Below are 18,613 nucleotides of genomic sequence, written 5' to 3'. Positions count from 1 at the left end.
GGGTAAGGCCGGGGCGGGGTTCAACGGGCGGGTTCAGCGGGCGGGGCTCGGCGAACCGGGTTCAGCGGGCGCGGGTCAGCCGGCCGGGTTCAGCGGGCGGTGGCCGCGAGGTGCGCGCTCTCGGCGGTGGCCCTGAGGTGGTCCAGCCAGCGCTCCAGGGACTCCCGCAGTGCCTGTTCCAGCGCCTCCGGCATGGCCTCGACGGCCGGTCCGCTCCAGGACTCCTCGGTGCGGACGGTCACCCGGCCGTCGCCGGCGGGCTCGAAGGACCAGACGTGGACCCCCTCGACGCCGTTGGCCGGGCCGCCCCAGACGATCCGGCGGCCGGGGACGAGTTCGCGAACGGTCGAGGTGATGTCCAGGCCGTGGGTGCGCCAGCCGAAGGAGGCGCCGGGGCCGGTGAGCGGGCCGCCGTCGAGGCGGGCCTGCTCGATGTCGGGGTTCCACCGCGGCCAGGCCTCGACGTCGGTGTGCAGGGCCCAGACGAGGGCGGCCGGGGCGTCGACGGTGGTGGCGAGCCGGACGATGACGGGGGCGGTGGTGTCGATGGTCTGGGTGGACATGGAGCGGTCTCCCTGGTGATGGGTCGGGGTGTGGGCGCAACCTTGAAATGATGAGTGGTTAACCACTCACACTCGCGCCCGAAAGAAACGCGGTGGCGTTCGGCCCGTCGCGTACGCGCGGACCTCCCGCCCCGCCGGGGTGGGTGGGCTGGACAGCGGTGGTCAGTAGTGGGTGATGCCGGCCGCGAGGGTCCGCGTCCACGGTGCGTCGACCTCGTCGGCGCCCATCGAGACCAGCAGGTGGCAGAGCATCCCGGTGGCGAAGAAGCCCTGGACCTGCGACTCCGCCGCGCCCGAGGCGCCCCGCACGTACTCGACCAGCCGGGCGTACCCCTGCCGGACCGCCTCCCGGACGGCCGACTCGGAGACCGCCGCCGCCTGGGCGTGCAGCTGGACCAGCATCAGGTCGTTGTCGGTGATCAGCTTGGCGTAGGCGTCCCCCATGGACTCCAGGACCGCCTCCGGCGAACTCCCCCTCGCCTCCGCCGCACCGCGCTCCAGACTCCCCCGGACCCGCACGAAGCAGTGCTCCACCACCGCCACGAACAGGGCCTCCTTGCTCGGGAAGAGCCGGTACACGTACGCCTGCGAGATGCCGGCGGCCTTCGCCACCTCCGTGGTGGTGGTGCCGAAGTACCCCCGCGCGGCGAACGCCCCGATCGCGGTGCGCAGCACCGTCTCGCGACGCTCCTCGGCGGTGGACAGCTGCCGGGGTCGTTCCTTCTGCATGTGAGTACTCAACCACTCACACTTTCCCGCCGTCAACACCCGGCCGTCCCGAAGATCCGTCGACGCGGGAGCAGCCGACCGGCGTCACCCGGCAGCGGTCGGGGCGCCGCCGCCGTGGCGGCGGAGGTAGACCAGGACGGCGCGGACCCGGCGGTAGCCGCTGTCGCCGGCCGAGCTACCAGGTGCTCCCCTCGGGCGAACGCCCCGACGTCACCGAGCAGCTCACCCCCGACCTCGGCGGCTACGTCTCCATCACGGCGGACGTGAACCACTTCCTCCGGGGACTGCTGGGCGGCAGGCTGCTGCCCCGGGCGCGCCCGGCCGAGATGCAGGACACCGTCCCGGTCGACCAGCGGATCGAGGCGTTCCGGCCCGGCGGACGCTACGGCCTCGGCCTGGTCAGCCGCCCGCTGACCTGCGGCGGCAGCTACTGGAGCCACGAGGGCGGCGAAGCCGGCTACCTCACCCTGAACGGCGCCACCGCTGGCGGCGGCCGCGCCGTCACCGTCTCCTTGCCCACCACGTCCAGCGACCCCGGAGGTCGTACGCCGGGCGCCTCCCGGCGGCCTCCTCACTCCCCCGAACATTTCCTCAACCGATCGGTTGAATATGGCCGGCGGGCGGCGTAGCGTTTTTCTCAACCGATCGGTTGAATAGGAACAGAGGTGAGCGGTGGCCGTCGACCAGCTGTCCCGGGCGTTCGTCGCGCTGGCGGATCCGACCCGGCGGGACATCGTCGCCCGGCTGGCGATCCGGGATGCGAGCGTCGGCGAACTGGCCGAGTCCTACGCGATGTCCCTGCAGGCCGTCTCCAAGCACCTGAAGGTGCTGGAGGAGGCGGGACTGGTGAGCCGCAGCCGGGACGGACAGCGACGGCCGTGCCATCTGGAGCCGCAGGTGTTCGACTTGATGACGAGCTGGATCGAGCGGTACCGGCGCCAGGCGGAGGAGCGGTTCGGCCGACTGGACGCCCTGCTCGCCGACCTGGGCGACGAGGAACGCACCGGACCGGCCCCGGACACCGGCCACACCGAAGAGAACCACCGACCCGAGCAGAGCGAAGGAGCCCCGTCATGACCTCCACCACCGGCCCCGAGACCCGCATCGAGGCGGACCCCCAGCTGCCCACCATCCGGATCGTCCGCGAGTTCGACGCGCCGCGGGAGCGGGTGTTCCGGGCCTGGATCGATCCCGAGTTGGTCGTGCGCTGGCTCGGCCCGAAGGACCTCGACATGAAGATCGACACCTGGGACGGGCGGACGGGCGGGCACTACCGCTACTCGGCGCACCGCGACGGCCAGGAGATCGCGGCCTTCTACGGCTCCTTCCACGAGGTCCGGCCGGCCGACCGACTGGTGCAGACCTTCACCTACGAGGGCGTTCCGGACGGCGTCTCGCTGGAGACCGCCACCTTCGAGCCCGCCGGGGAGGGCCGCACCCGCGTCACCGTGCTGTCGGTGGTCGACAGCCTGGCTGCCCGGGACGCCATCCTGGCCAGCGGCATGGAGCACGGCGTGGTCGAGGGCTACCAGCAGCTGGACGCCCTGCTCGCCGACTCCTGACCGGCCCGACGGAACCGGCCCGGCCCCGCCCGGGCCGGTCCGACGCGGTCCGGTCCGACGTAGTCCGGTCCGACGTGGTCCGGTCCGGTCGCGCCGAATCCGGGGAAGCGGCACAGCCCCCGTCCCCACCTCGCGCACCGCCGTTCCGTGCTGAGTGGCCGTCAGGCCGCTTACCGGCGAACTCCCTTCCGCCTACGGCCCGTGCGTCCGCGATTCACCGTTGCGGGTGATGGCGGACCGACCCGTCGGAGCGGAATCCTGGTGCGAGCGCCCGGCACCACGCCCCGCGTGCCCGCCCACCTCCAGCACCGGGAGGCACCGCCATGGAGCCCCAACCGTCCGACCGCGACCAAGCCTGCGGAGTCCGCCGGCGCCGCATGCTCGGCCTCGCACTCGGAGCGGGCCTCGTGCCCGCGCTCGGCCCGGCCGCCCAGGCGGCGTCCGATTCCGCACCCCAGCAGGCCCGGTCGCTGCCGGCTGCCGCACTGGGCCGACGGGTCGCCGACGTGGCCGCGAGCCAGCTCGGCGTCCCGTACGCCTGGGGCGGCGGCGACCGGCTGGGCGCGAGCCTCGGCTTCTGCGACGAGGAGAACGGCTGGCTGAACGGCGAGTGCATGGGCGAGAAGACGGTCGGCTTCGACTGCAGCGGCCTGTCGCTCTACTGCTGGTACCGGGCCAGCCACGGCACCGTCGAGCTCGGGCACTACACCGTCGCGCAGTTCAACCTCAGCGCGCCCGTACCGCGCGACGCGCTCGCCCCGGGCGACCTGCTGTTCTTCTCCCGCCCCGACGCCCCCCTGCACCACGTCGGGATCCATGTCGGCGACGGCGCGATGATCCACGCCGAGCGGACGGGCACCCTGGTCGCCCGGGTCGACAACGTGCTCGACGTCCCGCGCTGGGCGGGCGAGTTCGCCGGCGCCCGCCGCCCGGGGCCACCCGCCGCCTGACACCACGGGCCCCCGGGGGCGGCCCGCCCCCGGGGGAGAGCCCCGAACCCGCCCCCGGTGAGAGCCCCGAACTCGCCGCCGGGGGGGGCGACCGGCCCGCATACGGTCACAGACCGCCGCGCCACGCCCCCATCCCCCGGTGCACCCGCAGCAGCAGGTCCTGCAGCAGCAGCCGCTCCCGCGCGTCCAGCGGCGCGAGCACCTCGTCCTGCACCGCCCGTGCCTGCGCGTCCAGTTCGGCGAGCAGCGCCCGCCCGGCGTCGGTGACGGAGACCGAGACCCGCCGCCGGTCGGCCTGGTCCCTGGCGCGCTCGACGTACCCGGCGGCGGCGAGCTGGTCGGCGACCTTGGCCAGGTCGCTCGGGTCGATGGCCAGCCGCCGCACCAGGTCCCGCTGGGCCTGTGGGCCGAAGTCGGCGAGCGCGGCCAGCACCGCCATGTCCCAGAGCCGCAGGCCGCGTTCCGCCAACCGCTCGGCGAGCCGGCCGCGCGCCGCCTTGCCGAGCCGGGAGAGCAGGTAGGTGCTGAGGTCCAGCAGGGTCGGGGGAAGCTCGGCGGCGGGGTGCGGGTCCACGGCGCGCGGGTTCACCCGGTGCGGGTTCCCCGGGTACGGGTTCTCGGAGGCCATGGCGGCAGTCTAGGGTCTCTCCCTATAGTGGGTGTCGACCCACTAATTCGGAAACCGCCCTTCCCTGCCAGGAGTTCGCCCGTGGACGCCCTGTACTCCCGCCTGCTCGTCACCCGCTTCGCCGAGTGCTTCGCCTTCTACCGCGCCGTCCTCCCGCCACTGACCGGCGCCGCCCTGGCCAAGGGCGCGCCCGAGGGCCCGTACGCCAGTTGGGACCTCGCCGACCAGACCCTCCTGGCGCTCTTCGACCGCTCCGCGATGGCCGCCACCCTCGGCACCGCCGAGCTGCCCGCCTACGCCGCACCCGCCCAGGACGCCGCGATGCTGGTGCTCCGGGTGGACGACGTGGACGCCGCCCTCGACCTCTGCCTGCGCCACGGCGGCACCCCGGCCGGCGTGGCGGCCGACCGCCCGGAGTGGGGCCCCACCCTGCGCAGCGCCCATCTGCGCGACCCGGACGGCCGCTTGGTCGAGCTCCAGTCCTACTGACCGGCCCGCGCCGCACCGGGGATCGCGCCTCGCGCGGCCGGGCGCCTCGCGCGGCGCGGCCGGGCGGCGCGGCGCCCCGGCCTGAGCTACTCCATCGACGGCGAGGGTCGGCCCGGCAACCCCGAGGCCTCGAACCCGCCGCCGCCCTGCGCGAGTCGGTCGACCCGGAAGTCCGACGAGCAGGCCCGCCCGAGCGCCTGCGACGCGGCGTCGGCGCCGGGAACGTGCCCGAGCACCGCGGCGCAGTACTGGACAACGGGGCTGGGCAGCGGGCGCAGCTCGGCCGAGCCGGCCGGAGTGGCGGCCACCGCCCCGGCGAGGGCCAGACAGCCGGCCAGGACGGGAGCGGCGAAGCCGCGGGGGATGCGCATCGGGGGTACCTCCGTACGGGTGGGAACAGCGGGCGGCCGTGATCCCGGCCGCCCGGCCCATTCGACGGGCGGCCGCCACCCACGGCCCGGCCGACACACCGCGCGCCGCACTAGTCGTACCGACGCCGTCGGCGCGGCGGCCGACGGTCCCGCCGGCCGATCCCGCCGACGGCCGTCCGCGCCGGTGGCGTCGGCCGACCGCTTCCACCGCAGGGCCCGACGTTCAGGCCGCCGGGGAGGCGGCCTCCGCCCACAGCTCCGCGTCGCACGCCGCCACCAGCGCACCGATCCGTTCCCACGCCTCCTCGGCCGGCAGCGGCTCCAGCCGTCGGCCGTCCCGCAGCCGCAGCGCGACCCGGTCGTCCACGGCCTCCTTCGCCCCGATCACCGCCTGGTAGGGCACCAGCCGGGCCTCGCGGATCCGGGCACCGAGACTGCCGTGCTCGGGGCCCGCCACCTCGGCGCGCAGCCCGAGGTCCAGGCAGCGCTGCCGGAACCGTTCGGCCTGCGGCAGCTCGGCGTCCGAAACCGGCAGCAGCACGACCTGGACGGGCGCGAGCCAGGCCGGGAACGCGCCGCCGTACAGCTCGATCAGGTGGGCGACCACCCGCTCGACGCTGCCAATCACACTGCGGTGCACCATCACCGGCCGGTGCTTGGCGCCGTCCGCGCCGACGTAGTGCAGGTTGAACCGCTCGGGCTGGTGGAAGTCGATCTGCACGGTCGAGAGGGTGAACTCGCGCCCGGCACCGTCGGCGATCTGCACGTCGATCTTGGGACCGTAGAACGCGGCCTCGCCCTCCGCCGCCTCGAACGGCACCCCGGACCGCTCCAGCACCTCGGTGAGCAGCGCGACGGCCCGCTCCCAGAGTGCCGGGTCCGCCACGTACTTGCCGCCCGCGCCGGGCAGCGAGAGGCGGTAGCGGACGGGCACGACGCCCAGCGCCCGGTGCGCCTCGCGGATCAGCTCCAGGGCGGCGACGGCCTCGTCGGCCGCCTGCTCCGGGGTGCAGAAGACGTGGGCGTCGTTCAGCTGGATCGCCCGGACCCTGGTCAGCCCGCCCAGCACCCCGGACAGCTCGGAGCGGTACATGCCGCCCAACTCGGCCATGCGCAGCGGGAGTTCCCGGTAGCTGTGCGGGCGGGAGCGGTAGATCAGGGCGTGGTGCGGACAGAGGCTGGGGCGCAGCACCATCTCCTCGGAGCCCAGTTCCATGGGTGGGAACATGTCCTCGCGGTAGTGCGCCCAGTGGCCGGAGATCTCGTACAGCTCGCGCTTGCCGAGCACCGGGGAGTAGACGTGGCGGTAGCCGGCCCGGCGCTCGCGTCCGCGGATGAACTCCTCCAGGGAGTGCCGGATCGCGGCGCCGTCGGGGAGCCAGTACGGCAGGCCGGAGCCCATCAGCGGGTCGGTGTCGAACAGGTCGAGTTCGCGGCCGAGCTTGCGGTGGTCGTGCGCCGGGTGGGCCTGCGCCTGGGCGGCGTGGCCGTGCGGCCGGCGGTCGTTCGGCTGGTGCTCGTTCGGCTGGTGGTCGTGCATGAGGATGGTCTCCACTCGGTCTGCGGGGCGAGTGGGTCCGGGAACCGCGAAGCCCCGGGGCACTCGGCCCCGGGGCTTCGGACTAGGTCAGCAGTCAGCGCACCGGGACTCTCTCCGGCGTCGTCGTGGCGAGTGCAGCGCGCTTCATGCGTTCCACGGTAACAGCTCCGCGCCGCCCGCGGTGATCTTTTTCCGGTCCGGAGTCCGGCGGCTCAGTGGAGCGTGACGCACCCGCGTGCGGCGAGCGCCGCCAGCAGCCGGGCCGACGGCCGTACCTCGTTCCACCGCAGGTCCAGCTTCTCCAGTGCGGGCAGCGCGCCCGAGTCGGCCAGCCAGTCGGGCAGTTCGGTGATCCGGTTGCCGCGCAGGTCGAGGCGGCGCAGCCGCGGAAGCCCGGCGAGCACGGCCGGCAGTTCGGTGAGGGCGTTCTCCCGGAGTTCCAGCTCGCGCAGCTCGGCCAGCCGGCTGACGGAGTCCGGCAGGGCGGTCAACTCGTTTCCGCGCAACCACAGTTCGCGCAGCGCGCCGAGCTCGCCGATCGACTCCGGCAGCGCGGCGAGCCGGTTGTGCTGGGCGCGCAGCTCGACCAGCGAGGCCAGGCCGCCGACGGCGGACGGGAGTTCGTTGAGCCGGTTCTCGCCCACGTTGAGGTAGCGCAGCGCGGAGAGCCGTCCGATCGCCTCGGGCAGGGCGGTCAGCTCGTTGTCGTGCAGGTAGAGGAAGTCCCCGAGCCCGGTGAGGCCGCAGAGCTCGACAGGGAGTTCGGCGAGCCGGTTGTGGCCGAGGTCGAGGGTCCGCAGCCCGGTCAACCGGCCGATGCCGGACGGGAGTTCTCGGATGCCGGTGTCGGCGAGGATGAGCACGGTCAGCTCGGTGCGGTCCCACACCTCGGCCGGCACCTCGTCGAGCGGTCGGCGCCAGAGGTTCAGCGTCACGTCCGCCGTGCTCCGCCCGTCCGCACTTCCCGTCACCTCGGTCATGCCCGCACCCCTCTCCGACGAATGTCCGGATCACCGTACGCACCCGGGCCGCCGGCCGGCACCCCGACACCCGGACGCCCGGGCGCGGTCCGCTCAGCGGGCGCCGGCGTGGAACAGCCCGTCCACGACCTGGTGGAGGAGCTCCTCCGGGAACTCGGCGAGTTCACCGCGGGCCTCCTCGGTCAGCCGCATCGCGGTGGCGCCCTCGTGCAGGATCACCAGCAGCCGGGCGAGGTCGCGCGGACGGACCTTCGAGGTGTGGTCCGGCGTCGCCTCGATCAGCTCCACCAGCCCGTCGACCAGCCGCGCCTCGTGCTCGGCGAGGCTGCGGGCGACCTCCGGGTGGCGGGCCGCGTGCAGGGTGAACTCCATGGAGAGCAGGAACCAGCCCTCGTCCTCCCGCCGCCGCCCGGCCAGCTCGCGCAGCAGCCGGGACGGGACGTCCTGGCCCGGCCCGGCGTCCGCGAAGGCGGCCCGCAGGTCGGCGAGCAGCCGGTCGATCTGCTGGTCGTAGAGGGCGAGGAACAGCTCTTCCTTGTCCTGGTAGTTGGAGTAGAACGCACCGCGGGTCAGCCCGGCGCGGGCGACGATGTCGCGGATCGAGGTGGCGTGGAAGCCGTGTTCGGTGAACAGGGCGAGGGCGCTGTCGTTGAGGGCGGCGACGGTCAGCGGGCGCCGCTTCGTGGGTGACTTGGGCACGAACTGCGGTCCTCGGGTCTCGTTCCTGGCTCGACGGTGCCGCCGGGCGGCCCGGCCCAGTCTACGGGCGGGCCGAGGAGCACGGACACGGCGTCGAAGACGGCACGCACCAGCTCGACGGCGCGCGTCGGGGTCGTGGCGTCGCTCGTCGCCGTGCCGCGCGCGAGCCCTTCGCGCAACCGCAGGCCGGGCGCGAGTCCGGCGGCGAGTCCGGCGGCGAGTAGCCCCTCGGCGACGGCCCGCTCCGACGCCGCCTCAGGCGGCCGCTGCGCCGTCCGCCGGACCGTCCGCCGGGCCGTAGTCGTAGAAGCCGCGCCCGGTCTTCACGCCGAGCCGGCCGTCCCCGACGTACTCCGCCAGGAGTTCGCGGGGGCCGGCGGGCAGGCCGGGGCGCTCGGCGGCGTAGTGCTGCTCGATGTCGAGCACGACGTCCAGGCCGACCTGGTCCATCGCGCGGAACGGGCCGCCGCGCAGGCCGGTGTTGACGGACCACATGGCGTCCACCTCCTCGGCCGTGGCGACGCCCTCGGCGACCACGGCGAGGGACTCGCGCTTGATGGCCGCCCAGATGCGGTTGAAGATGAAGCCGGTGCTCTCCTTGCGCGCCTCGAACGGGAAGAGGCCGTGGCGCGGGAGTTCGGCCAGCAGCAGGTCGATGACGGCCCGGTCGGTGCGGCCGCTGGACATCACGTCCACCGCGTTCTGGGTGGGCGGCATGTAGAAGTGGATGTTGACCAGGCGCTCCGGCTCGCGCACGCAGTCGACGAAGCCACTGGTCGGGTAGGACGAGGAGTTGCTGCCGAGGACGGCGTCCGGCTCGGCGGTCCGGTCCAGGTCGGCGAAGACCCGTCGCTTGAGCTCCGGGCGCTCGGGAACCGCCTCGATCACCAGCCAGGCGCCGCGCAGCGCCTCGGCGAGGTCGTCGCTGACGGCGACGGTGCCCGGCTCTCCTCCGCCGACCGCGGCGGCGACGGCGGGCAGCTGCTCCTCGACGTAGTCACGGGCGGCCGCGAGCTGCTCGGCCGAGGGGTCGTAGATGCGGACCTGCCCGCCGCCGGTGGCGAACATCAGGGCGATGCGGCGCCCGAGGGTGCCGGCTCCGACGACGGCGACGGGCCGGCCGGTGGGGTTGGGAACGGTGAACGGCATCGAGATCACTTCCTTGGCTGTGCTGCGCTCCGAGAGCCGTGCCGCACGGCGGATCCCGCGCGTTTGCACCACGAGCTCTATCGGATGCATGGTGTATCCGATACACATGGTATCCGTTTGAGGAGACCAAGCAACCCGCCGCCACGAAGGAGCCCCCGATGCGCCCCGACCAGGTCGTCCGCCACGCCACCACCCCGCTGACCGTCCCCCTCTACCCGCCCCGCGCCACCCGCTTCACCGACCGCGAGTACCTGAACGTCGTCTACCGGACCGACCCCGAGGCGCTGCGCGCGGTCGTCCCCGAACCGCTGGAGGTCGACGAGCCGCTGGTCCGCTTCGAGGTCATGCGGATGGGCGAGGTGGACGGCTTCGGGCCGTACGTCGAGGCCGGGCAGGTCGTCCCGGTCCGGTACGGGGACGAGGAGGGCGAGTACCTGCACGCCATGTACCTCGACAACTTCGCCGCCACCGCCGCCGGCCGGGAGCTGAGCGCCTACCCCAAGGTGATGGGCACCCCCCGCCTCTTCACCGAGGCCGGCGCCCTGGTCGGCACCCTCGACCACGGCAGCCAGCGGGTCGCCACCGCGACCATGGCCTACAAGTGGCAACCGCTGGACCCGGCCGAGGCGCGCGAGCAGATCACCGTGCCCACGTACGGGGTGAAGATCGTCCCCGACTACGCCGGCGGCCTGCGGGTCTGCGACCTGGTCCGCACCCGGATCACCGACGTCACCGTCAAGGAGGCCTGGACCGGCCCCGCCCGCCTCCAGCTCTCCGCGCACGTCATGGCGCCGCTGGCGGACCTGCCGGTCCTGGAGGTCGTCTCGGCCAGCCACATCGTCACCGACCTCACCCTCTCCCCCGCCACGCCCGTCCACGACTACCTGGCGGAGCAGCGCCACGCGGCCTGACGCGGCGGCTCGCGAACGACTCCGAACGAAGGGCGGCTGACCGCCGAAACGGCACCGCCCCGGCCCGCCCCCGCGGTCGAGGACCCGCGAAGGACGAACCGGAGCGGTGAAGCCGGCAGAGGGCAGTCGCTCAGCCGAGTTTCGGCGCCACGGCGGCCGGCCCGTGCGCCGCGGCCGCCCCCTGGCCGGCCCCGCAGAAGGCCTGCTCCAGGAAGCCCGCCTCCGCCTGCAACTGCGCCACGATCTGCGTCCCGTCGCCGCGCTGGGTGACCGACAGCGACACCTGCCGGTCGCCCGAGCCCCACAGCTGGGTGCTGTAGCCGGGCACCGAGCCGTCGTGCCCGTAGACCTGGCCGCAGGAGAGCTGCCAGGCGGCCAGCCCGAGCCCGTAGCCCAGCTGTGTCGGCACCCCCTCGACCTCGATCGGGGTGGTCGTGGTCATCTCCTTCAGCAGCGCCGGCGGCAGCAGCCGGCCGCCCAGCAGGGCCTTCTCGAAGCGGTTCAGGTCACCCAGGGTGGAGATCAGCTCGCCGGCCGAGTTCGCCCAGGTGACGCTCGCCACCGTGACGTCCCGGTCGCTGCCGTCCTCCGGGGCCGGGCCCTCGGGCACCGTCCAGTAGCCGTGCGCGTGCGGACCCCGGATGCCGGTGGCGGAGCCCGGGAAGTAGGTGCCGTTCAGGCCGAGCGGGCGCAGGATGCGCGCGGTGATCTCCTGGGCGTAGCCGCGGCCGGTCACCTTCTCGATGATCATGCCGAGCAGGGTGTAGTTGACGTTGGAGTAGCCGAACCCGGCGCCCGGCGGGAAGTTGGGCGCGTGCGCCACCGAGGCGGCCACCACCTGGGCCGGGGTGACGGACCGGGTCAGGCCGCCCTGGTCCAGCCAGTCGCGGAGGGCCGCCGGGTCCTCCAGGTCGGGGAACACCCCGCCCTTCTCGTTGGTGGAGTCCCAGAGTCCGGAGCTGTGGTTGAGCAGCTGGCGGACGGTGATGTGCCCGCCGTTCGGGACCAGTCCGGGCAGGTACCGCTCGATCGCCTCGTCCAGGCCGACCCGCCGCTCCCCGACCAGCTGGAGCACCGTGGTGGCGGTGAACATCTTGGTGACGCTCCCGGCCCGGAACCGTCCGTCCGCGCGGACCGGCGCGCCGGTGGCGAGGTCGGAGACGCCGGACGCCCCGCGCCAGGCCCCGTTCCCGTCCCTGACCTCCGCGATCGCCCCGACCGCTCCGGCCTCGGTCAGCGCCCGCAGCGCCGCCGCCCGCGGATCGCCGGATCCCGGCCGTCCGCCCGCGGCCTCGGCCGCACCCGCCGCGCCGGCCGAGACCACCGACCCGGCCAGTGCCAGGCAGACCGCCCCCACCAGCGCGGAAACCGTACGACGTGCCATGCGACCCCACCTTCGCCGTCGGCGAGCAGCTCCTCGCCCGTGCCGCCCAGCCTCGCCGCACCGCTGACGGCCGGTCATCCTCCGCCGGGAGGAGCCGGCCGTACACCCGGCAACGGAGGGCGTCCGCCGGAAGACGGAGGCCCTGCGGCGGGCGCGGCTACCGGGCCGGGGCCGGGCGGACCGGGTGCTTGCTCAGGATGGACACCCGGTTGAAGGCGTTGATGGCGATCGACACCCAGACCACCGCGGAGATCTCCTCGTCGCTCAGCACCGCGCGCGCCACGCCGTACGCGGCCTCCTGGAGCGCCGCGTCCGCCGGGGCGGTGGTCGCCTCGGCCAGCCCGAGCGCGGCCCGCTCGCGGTCGCTGAACACCTCGGTGTCGCGCCAGGCCGGGAGCACGCCCAGGCGCTGGCTGGTCTCGCCCTCGCGGATCGCGGCCCTGGTGTGGACGTGCAGGCAGTAGGCGCAGCCGTTGATCTGCGAGACGCGCAGGTTGACCAGCTCGATCAGCCGGCGGTCCAGCCCGGCCTCGGCCGCGACCTCGCGGGCCGCCTCGGCGGCGGCCAGCAGCGCCTGGTACGCCTTGGGGCTCTGCTTGTCGACGAACACCCGCCGGTCCGCCGGAACCACCGTCACGTCACTCACCTGGACTCCTTAGGCTGATCATGCTGTCGCCCGCCACTCTGCCATGGCATGATAGTTGAATATAGAACTAATTAACACCTGGGAGGGCCCACCGTGAGCACCGCCGAGACCGACCTCGTCCCGACGCCCGCCGCCGACCCGCGCGTGGAGGTCCTTCCCGCCCGGGACGTACCGCTCGGCGGCCCGCGCGCGATGACCGTACGCCGTACCCTGCCGCAGCGCTCCCGCAGCATGATCGGCGCCTGGTGCTTCGTCGACCACTACGGACCCGACGACGTCGCGAGCACCGGCGGCATGGACGTCGCCCCGCACCCGCACACCGGGCTGCAGACCGTGAGCTGGCTGTTCACCGGCGAGATCGAGCACCGGGACAGCCTCGGCGTGCACGCCTACGTCCGGCCGGGCGAGGTCAACCTGATGACCTCCGGCCACGGCATCGCCCACTCCGAGGTCTCCACCCCGGCCACCACCGTCCTGCACGGCGTACAGCTGTGGGTCGCCCTCCCAGAGGAGCACCGGCACACCGCACGCGATTTCCGCCACCACGCGCCCCGCCCGGTCGCCCTCGACGGCGGCGAGGCCCGGGTCTTCCTCGGCACCCTCGCCGGCGACACCTCCCCCGTCCCCACCTTCACCCCGCTGCTCGGCGCCGAACTGTCCCTGCGCCCGCGGGCCACCGTCACCCTCGACGTCGACGCCGCCTTCGAACACGGCCTGCTCGTCGACAGCGGCGACGTCCGCCTCCTCGACACCCCGCTGCGCCCCGCCGACCTCGGCTACGTCGCCCCCGGCCGCACCACGCTCACCCTCACCAACACCGGCCCGACCGACGCCCGGCTGGTCCTCCTCGGCGGCACGCCCTTCGAGGAGCAGATCGTCATGTGGTGGAACTTCATCGGGCGCACCCACGAGGACATCGCCCGGGCCCGGGCCGACTGGCAGGCCGCCGACGACCGCTTCGGCGCCGTCCACGGCTACCCGGGCGACCGCCTCCCCGCCCCGGAGCTCCCCGGCACCCCCCTCAAGCCGCGCGGCAACGCGCGCTGACCTGGCGTTCGCCAATCGGGGGTGCGGCGGCCGGGCCCGCCGCACCCGCGGGCCGGCGCCGCCCTCCGCCCACCCGAAGCGCCCGTGCCGAGCTCGCCGCCCCCGGCCACCCGCTCACCGACACCCTCCGCCGATGCCGTCACCCATGGCCTGCATCCTGGCCAGGACCGAGACGCCCGCGCATGTCGGCGTCTGAAGCGCGGTGCGGGAGATCGGGGTTGAGCAGGCAGGGCCGGATGGCCCCTGTCCGCTCACACCCTTGGGCACCACGCCTCAGCCGCCTGTGGAGGGCGGGCTCATGCCTCGTCCACGAATTCGTGGCTCTGGCGGCGATAGGGGCCGGAAACGGCGGCGAGGCGGTTCGGCGGCCAGAAGTCGGAACGCTCGCTCAGGCTCAGCTCGCCGTCCTGGCGAACCAGCCAGACGTCTTCGTAGTCGAGGTGCAGGACCGCGTCGCCGGGGACCTGCGCGAGGAGGGCGTCGGCCAGGCGGGCCATGTCGTCCTGCTGGCCGGAGGCGTCGGTGTCCTTGCCCAGTCGAAACGCGACCGAGACGGTCGGGGCGAAGACGCGGCCGCCGATCTGCGGGTCCCCCCACGGGGTGGGCTTGCGCGGGGTGACCCGGACCCAGGTGCCGTACGCCGTGACCGCGCCGTCCCCGACCAGCGCGTCCACGGTTGCGGGGGTGTCGAAGAGCCGCACCGACGGGGCCACGTCGGCGAGCTTCTGGGCGACCTGGGCCGTGGTCCACGGGGTCACCAGCTCGAGGCTGTAGGAGATTGCCATGTCTTGTCCTTCTGCTCTTCTACGGGTAGAGGGAGACCACGTTGCCGGACTTGTCGATCACGGTGACCTCCTTCAGTCCCTCAATGGGCCAGTCGTTCAGCTGCTTGCGCATGGCGGCCACGTCGACCTCGCTGTCGGACAGGTTCAGAACGATACGATCCGCCTGTCCTTCGTCCACCTTCTTCTGGATCCCGGTGGCGATGGAGCGGGGGTTCTTCGCGGTGGGCGCGTAGCAGTCCATCACTTCGCCCTCGACCCGGTAGTCGGGGTTCTTGGTCGTACCGGCCACGTTGGGGTTCTGCTCGACCTTGTAACCGTTCTTCGCCAGGATGTCGGCCGACTCGTTCTCGCGGGTGAACGCGCGCACGGTGGTCGGGTCCGCGTTCTTGGGGATGTTGGTGACCCGGCCCTCGGGCGTGGCGTTCGGGTCGGCGGCCTTGGAGGGCTGGGTCCGCATGTCCGGCGCGCTGCTCCCGCCGCCGCCCCCCTCGCCCTCCATGTGGACCCGGTCGGGCCCCATCGCGTCCTGGGCGATCTGGGCCGCGCCGACACCGGCGATGCCGAGGCCGGTGGCGATGACGCCGGCCGAGGCGACGTTGACGGGCACGCCGACGACGGCGCCGACGCCCGTCAGGTCGAGCCCGACGCCCAGCACCTCGCCGCCGGCGCCGAGCGTCGCGAGGGCGAGACCGCCCGCGATCTCCAGGGACGCGCCGGGGTCGTGGAGCATCGCGTTGCCGATGGAGGCCAGGTCCTCGACGGCGACCGTGCCGACGTCCTTGAGGAAGTCCCCGGCGTCGGAGAGGAAGTCACCGACCTTGTCCAGCCAGCCCGGTTCCTCCGGGGCCTTGTCACGACCCTTGGCGATGGTGTCGGCCGTGGTGTCGCCCACGGTCTTGACCTGGCTCCTCGCGTTGCTCAGCGTGTGCTGCGCGGTCGACCTGGTGCTGTCGCCGGGATCGGTGAACGGCAGTTCGTGACCGGCGTTCTTCTCCGCCGTCTCGTGGTCGGACTTGGCCTTGGCGCTCGCGGCCTGGCCCTCGTTCCACTGCCGGACCGCGTCCGAGGCCTGCCCCTGGGCCCAGACCAGGGTCGCCTGATACGTGGTGAGGGCGGTGGCGGCGGCGTGGAAGCAGTCGCCCGCCTCCAGCCACTTCTGCGGCTCGCCCTCGAACGCGTCGCGGAACGCGTCACCGGCCTTCCCCGACCATCCCTCGGTGGTGTCGATCCGCTTGAGGCCCTCGCCGGTCGAGTGCAGGGTGTCGCCGTAGCTCTTCAGCCAGGCGGCGGCCGATGCGATCGCGTCCGGGTCACCCGGGACGAGGTCCTTCGGGTCGGACGTCTCTCCGAGTTCCTTCGCCATCACTTCGCCCCCGGGTCTTCGCCGTGGTCGCTGCTGGCGGTGCCGTGCATGTGCCCGGCGAGCTGCCCCTCGAGCTGCGCGTAGGCCTTCACGCTCGCGTTGAGGCGCTGGGACACCTGGGTGGCGTCCTTCCCCAGGTTCTCCACACCGATCTCCCAGCGGGTGCAGAACTTTTCGAGGACGTCGGCCAGATGGTCGTGGCCGATGTCCTCCTTCTTGGGGTCGAGGTCGCTGACCTTCTTGAACTGCAACTTCGCCAAGGTGTTGGTGATGCCCGACGCCGCCTTGTCCAGCGCGCCGAGATCGACCTTGAATCCCTCAGCCATCCGCTATCCCCCATGCCCATTCGATCACGTTCAGATCAATGGACGTCAGGACGGCGGATCCGGTTCTCCATGTCGCAGGTCAGGCCGATCAACCCGATCCAGGTGCGAACTCTTCGAACAACAGTGCTGACCTGCGGCGAACGCGGACGCCATCCAGCAGGAACGACCCTGGTTCCCGCAGGGGGACGGACGTCGTCCCCAGGCCCGCGCCGAGGCATCCCCAAGCGCCGTGCCCCGACCGACCGACATCGACAGCGAGCCAGCCGCCGGTCCGACCAGCCGCCTTCGACGAGGACTTCCACAGCACCGATAAGCGGCCGACCCGGACTCCGGATCCTCCGGATGGTGCCGCGCGCCGTTGGTGCTGCGGGAGTGAATGCCCTCACAGCAGGAAGTTCAGCCGGTCATCCGCCATCCCGGGGGCGATCTGGATGATCTCCGCCGTGACGACGTCCTGTGCGACGAACGGGTCCTCCTCGACGCGCTTGTGCAGTTCCTCGGAGGAGGTGTTGTGCGCGAGGACCGCGCCGCCGAGTCCCGGCTGGATGCTGCCCACCAGCAGGAAGACCCCGTCGTCCAGGCCGCGCTTGATCCACTCCTGGTGGCCGGCCATGTGCCGGCCGGCGGCGGCCTTGTTGTCGGAGAACCGGAGCAGGACCACGAACATGCTTGTCTCTCATTTCTCGTAGGTGTGCAGCCACTCGCGCATCCGGTCGACTTCACGCTGGATGAACGCCTCGTCGCGGAAGGCGTTGGCCATGACGGCGACGCCCTGGCTGAAGGCGAGCACGTGCATCGCGAGCTCGTCGGCCCGCTCCGCCTGCCCGAGCAGTGCGAACTGCTCGCGCAGCCAAGTGCGGAACAGGGTGAACAGACCGCCGGCCTGGCCGAGCATGGCGTGCTCCAGCTTGGCCAGCTCCGTGGTGAGGGTGCCGACCGGGCAGCCGTAGTCCTGGATGTCGGCGCGGTTGGTCAGCACGATCTCGACGTAGCGCATGATGCGCCCGGCCGGGGTCGGCGCCTCGGCCTCCCACTGCTCCAGCATCCGGCGGGTGGCGGCGAGGCGGGCATCGATCACCGCGTCCAGGATCGCGTCCTTGGACTTGAAGTGGTAGTAGAAGTTTCCCCTCGACAGCCCGACGGCTCCGGCGATGTCCGCGAACGAGGTGTGCTCGTAGCCGCGGTGGTAGAAGAGCCGGTCCGCCGCCGCCACGATCTGATCCCGGGTCGCCACAGCAGGCACGATGATTCCCTCACGTCGTAGGACGGATGACCTAGAGCCCTCAACGTAGGTCAGCCGTCCTAGATCGTCAAGCCGTTGACACCGCCAGTCCGTCAGATCTGGCGTGACGGCGCTCTAGGACGACTGTCCTATGAGGTTCGCTGCGATGTTGGAGCTCCACATGCCCCTCGACTTGTTCGCGCCGTTCGACCTGGGCGGCCTCAAGCTCGCCAACCGGCTGGTGATGGCACCGATGACCCGCAACCGCGCCGACGCCAACGGGTGTGTTCCCGCGCTGATGGTCACCCACTACCGCCAGCGTGCAACCGCGGGCCTGATCATCGCGGAGTCCACCACCGTCTCGCCCCAGGCGGTGGGCTACCCCTTCACCCCCGGGCTGTACACCGACGCCCACGCGGCCGGCTGGCGGCGGCTGACGGACGCGGTCCACGCCGAGGGCGGCCGCATCTTCGTCCAGCTGCAGCACTGCGGACGCGTCTCCCACCCGAGCCTGCTGGACGGGCACCCGCCCGTCGCGCCCTCCGCGCTCGCACCCGCCGGCCAGGCCATCACGTACACCGGCCCGCAGGACTTCGTGCCGCCCCGCGCCCTCGACCCCGGCGAACTGCCGGGCATCGTCACCCAGTTCCGTCGCGCCGCCGAACTGGCCAGGCACGCGGGCTTCGACGGCATCGAGGTCCACGCCGGCAACGGCTACCTGATCGACCAGTTCCTGCGCGACGGCACCAACCACCGCACCGACGCCTACGGCGGCAGCACCGCCAACCGCATGCGCCTGCTGAACGAGATCCTCGACGCGGTGTGCACCGAGTGGCCGGCCGAGCGGGTGGGCGTGCGCCTGACGCCGGAGAACAGCTTCAACTCAATGACCGACTCCGACCCGCAGAGCCACTTCGCGTATTTTCTCGAACAGCTGAGCCCGCGCGGTCTGGCGTACGCGCACGTCCTGGAAGGCGACATGACGGCGACGACCACAGCGCTCGACTACCACGCACTGCGGGACGGCTTCGCCGGCGCGTTCATCACCAACAACGGCTACGACCTCGCCCGCGCCCAGGCCGCCGTCAACGCCGGGGACGCCGACCTGATCGCCTTCGGCACACCCTTCCTGGCCAACCCGGACCTTGTCCGCCGCTACCGGGAGAACCTGCCGCTCATCGCTCCCGACCCCGCCACCTTCTACGGCGGAGGAGCCGCCGGCTACACGGACTACCCGTTCCACCAGGAAGACGGAGCCCAGGCGTAGCC

23 protein-coding genes are annotated in these 18,613 nt (G+C 72.9%); 8 read left to right on the top strand and 15 right to left on the bottom strand.

Going from position 1 to position 18,613, the window contains the following annotated elements; all coding sequences use genetic code 11:
• Nucleotides 1-89 precede the first annotated feature (89 nt).
• The gene (locus ACFY0X_RS18060; RefSeq protein ID WP_387755606.1) at nt 90-563 is read right to left on the bottom strand and encodes an SRPBCC family protein; all 474 of its coding nucleotides are present in this window, start codon (nt 561-563) and stop codon (nt 90-92) included.
• Between the two features lie 162 nt (nt 564-725).
• Nucleotides 726-1,292 carry a TetR/AcrR family transcriptional regulator gene (locus ACFY0X_RS18055; protein WP_387755603.1) on the bottom strand — a complete coding sequence of 189 codons (567 nt, stop codon included), beginning with the start codon at nt 1,290-1,292 and terminating at the stop codon, nt 726-728.
• 182 nt (nt 1,293-1,474) lie between these two features.
• On the opposite strand from ACFY0X_RS18055, the gene ACFY0X_RS18050 reads away from it, so the two are divergent.
• The 4 genes from ACFY0X_RS18050 (at nt 1,475) to ACFY0X_RS18035 (ending at nt 3,804) form a co-directional block, all read left to right on the top strand.
• Complete coding sequence (locus ACFY0X_RS18050; RefSeq protein WP_387755601.1) at nt 1,475-1,921, top strand: hypothetical protein; 447 nt, start codon at nt 1,475-1,477, stop codon at nt 1,919-1,921.
• 43 nt (nt 1,922-1,964) lie between these two features.
• Nucleotides 1,965-2,369: an ArsR/SmtB family transcription factor gene (locus ACFY0X_RS18045; RefSeq protein WP_387755598.1), complete on the top strand. Its 405-nt coding sequence runs from the start codon at nt 1,965-1,967 to the stop codon at nt 2,367-2,369.
• Nucleotides 2,366-2,854, top strand: coding sequence for an SRPBCC family protein (locus tag ACFY0X_RS18040; RefSeq protein WP_387755595.1), 489 nt, complete (start codon nt 2,366-2,368; stop codon nt 2,852-2,854). The genes ACFY0X_RS18045 and ACFY0X_RS18040 overlap by 4 nt, the downstream gene beginning before the upstream one ends.
• A gap of 323 nt (nt 2,855-3,177) precedes the next feature.
• Entirely contained in the window at nt 3,178-3,804 is a 627-nt protein-coding gene (locus ACFY0X_RS18035) for a C40 family peptidase (protein WP_387755592.1), read from the top strand.
• A 106-nt stretch (nt 3,805-3,910) separates the two neighbouring features.
• Here ACFY0X_RS18035 and ACFY0X_RS18030 read toward each other — a convergent pair whose 3' ends face one another.
• On the bottom strand, nt 3,911-4,432 hold the full coding sequence (locus ACFY0X_RS18030; protein ID WP_387755589.1) for a MarR family winged helix-turn-helix transcriptional regulator: 522 nt from the start codon (nt 4,430-4,432) through the stop codon (nt 3,911-3,913).
• Between the two features lie 81 nt (nt 4,433-4,513).
• On the opposite strand from ACFY0X_RS18030, the gene ACFY0X_RS18025 reads away from it, so the two are divergent.
• Nucleotides 4,514-4,921 carry a VOC family protein gene (locus ACFY0X_RS18025; RefSeq protein ID WP_387755587.1) on the top strand — a complete coding sequence of 136 codons (408 nt, stop codon included), beginning with the start codon at nt 4,514-4,516 and terminating at the stop codon, nt 4,919-4,921.
• 86 nt (nt 4,922-5,007) lie between these two features.
• Here the strand turns inward: ACFY0X_RS18025 and ACFY0X_RS18020 are convergent, their stop codons facing one another.
• From ACFY0X_RS18020 to ACFY0X_RS18000, 5 genes are all read right to left on the bottom strand, one after another.
• Nucleotides 5,008-5,292: a hypothetical protein gene (locus ACFY0X_RS18020; RefSeq protein ID WP_387755584.1), complete on the bottom strand. Its 285-nt coding sequence runs from the start codon at nt 5,290-5,292 to the stop codon at nt 5,008-5,010.
• A gap of 223 nt (nt 5,293-5,515) precedes the next feature.
• Nucleotides 5,516-6,832, bottom strand: a complete 1,317-nt coding sequence (gene thrS / locus ACFY0X_RS18015) for a threonine--tRNA ligase (protein ID WP_387755581.1) — start codon at nt 6,830-6,832, stop codon at nt 5,516-5,518.
• A 212-nt stretch (nt 6,833-7,044) separates the two neighbouring features.
• A complete protein-coding gene (locus tag ACFY0X_RS18010) occupies nt 7,045-7,812 on the bottom strand; it encodes a leucine-rich repeat domain-containing protein (protein WP_387755578.1) in 768 nt (255 codons plus the stop codon).
• Nucleotides 7,813-7,905: 93 nt separating this feature from the next.
• The gene (locus tag ACFY0X_RS18005) at nt 7,906-8,511 is read right to left on the bottom strand and encodes a TetR/AcrR family transcriptional regulator (RefSeq protein WP_387755575.1); all 606 of its coding nucleotides are present in this window, start codon (nt 8,509-8,511) and stop codon (nt 7,906-7,908) included.
• 255 nt (nt 8,512-8,766) lie between these two features.
• On the bottom strand, nt 8,767-9,660 hold the full coding sequence (locus ACFY0X_RS18000; RefSeq protein WP_387755573.1) for a 3-hydroxyacyl-CoA dehydrogenase family protein: 894 nt from the start codon (nt 9,658-9,660) through the stop codon (nt 8,767-8,769).
• Nucleotides 9,661-9,818: 158 nt separating this feature from the next.
• On the opposite strand from ACFY0X_RS18000, the gene ACFY0X_RS17995 reads away from it, so the two are divergent.
• Nucleotides 9,819-10,571 carry an acetoacetate decarboxylase gene (locus ACFY0X_RS17995; RefSeq protein ID WP_387755570.1) on the top strand — a complete coding sequence of 251 codons (753 nt, stop codon included), beginning with the start codon at nt 9,819-9,821 and terminating at the stop codon, nt 10,569-10,571.
• A gap of 130 nt (nt 10,572-10,701) precedes the next feature.
• On the opposite strand, the gene ACFY0X_RS17990 is transcribed toward ACFY0X_RS17995, so the two are convergent.
• Both ACFY0X_RS17990 and ACFY0X_RS17985 read right to left on the bottom strand, forming a co-directional pair.
• Nucleotides 10,702-11,955: a serine hydrolase domain-containing protein gene (locus ACFY0X_RS17990; protein ID WP_387755567.1), complete on the bottom strand. Its 1,254-nt coding sequence runs from the start codon at nt 11,953-11,955 to the stop codon at nt 10,702-10,704.
• A 157-nt stretch (nt 11,956-12,112) separates the two neighbouring features.
• Nucleotides 12,113-12,601, bottom strand: coding sequence for a carboxymuconolactone decarboxylase family protein (locus ACFY0X_RS17985; RefSeq protein ID WP_387755564.1), 489 nt, complete (start codon nt 12,599-12,601; stop codon nt 12,113-12,115).
• Nucleotides 12,602-12,694: 93 nt separating this feature from the next.
• On the opposite strand from ACFY0X_RS17985, the gene ACFY0X_RS17980 reads away from it, so the two are divergent.
• Entirely contained in the window at nt 12,695-13,648 is a 954-nt protein-coding gene (locus ACFY0X_RS17980) for a pirin family protein (protein WP_387755562.1), read from the top strand.
• 296 nt (nt 13,649-13,944) lie between these two features.
• On the opposite strand, the gene ACFY0X_RS17975 is transcribed toward ACFY0X_RS17980, so the two are convergent.
• From ACFY0X_RS17975 to ACFY0X_RS17955, 5 genes are all read right to left on the bottom strand, one after another.
• A complete protein-coding gene (locus ACFY0X_RS17975) occupies nt 13,945-14,433 on the bottom strand; it encodes a SitI3 family protein (protein ID WP_387755560.1) in 489 nt (162 codons plus the stop codon).
• A 19-nt stretch (nt 14,434-14,452) separates the two neighbouring features.
• Nucleotides 14,453-15,796, bottom strand: coding sequence for a putative T7SS-secreted protein (locus ACFY0X_RS17970; protein WP_387755558.1), 1,344 nt, complete (start codon nt 15,794-15,796; stop codon nt 14,453-14,455).
• Nucleotides 15,796-16,122 carry a hypothetical protein gene (locus tag ACFY0X_RS17965; protein WP_387755556.1) on the bottom strand — a complete coding sequence of 109 codons (327 nt, stop codon included), beginning with the start codon at nt 16,120-16,122 and terminating at the stop codon, nt 15,796-15,798. The genes ACFY0X_RS17970 and ACFY0X_RS17965 overlap by 1 nt, the downstream gene beginning before the upstream one ends.
• A 382-nt stretch (nt 16,123-16,504) precedes the next feature.
• Nucleotides 16,505-16,789 carry a YciI family protein gene (locus ACFY0X_RS17960; protein ID WP_387755553.1) on the bottom strand — a complete coding sequence of 95 codons (285 nt, stop codon included), beginning with the start codon at nt 16,787-16,789 and terminating at the stop codon, nt 16,505-16,507.
• A 9-nt stretch (nt 16,790-16,798) separates the two neighbouring features.
• Nucleotides 16,799-17,356 (bottom strand): TetR/AcrR family transcriptional regulator, encoded by a 558-nt coding sequence (locus tag ACFY0X_RS17955; protein WP_387755549.1) that lies wholly within the window; start codon nt 17,354-17,356, stop codon nt 16,799-16,801.
• A 169-nt stretch (nt 17,357-17,525) separates the two neighbouring features.
• On the opposite strand from ACFY0X_RS17955, the gene ACFY0X_RS17950 reads away from it, so the two are divergent.
• Complete coding sequence (locus ACFY0X_RS17950; protein ID WP_387755547.1) at nt 17,526-18,611, top strand: alkene reductase; 1,086 nt, start codon at nt 17,526-17,528, stop codon at nt 18,609-18,611.
• Nucleotides 18,612-18,613 lie beyond the last annotated feature (2 nt).

It is taken from the genome of Kitasatospora sp. NPDC001547 (genome assembly GCF_042894165.1).
GTDB lineage: Bacteria > Actinomycetota > Actinomycetes > Streptomycetales > Streptomycetaceae > Kitasatospora.
Note: the sequence above shows the minus strand (reverse complement) of the source record. Positions and strands in the feature narration are given on the sequence as shown.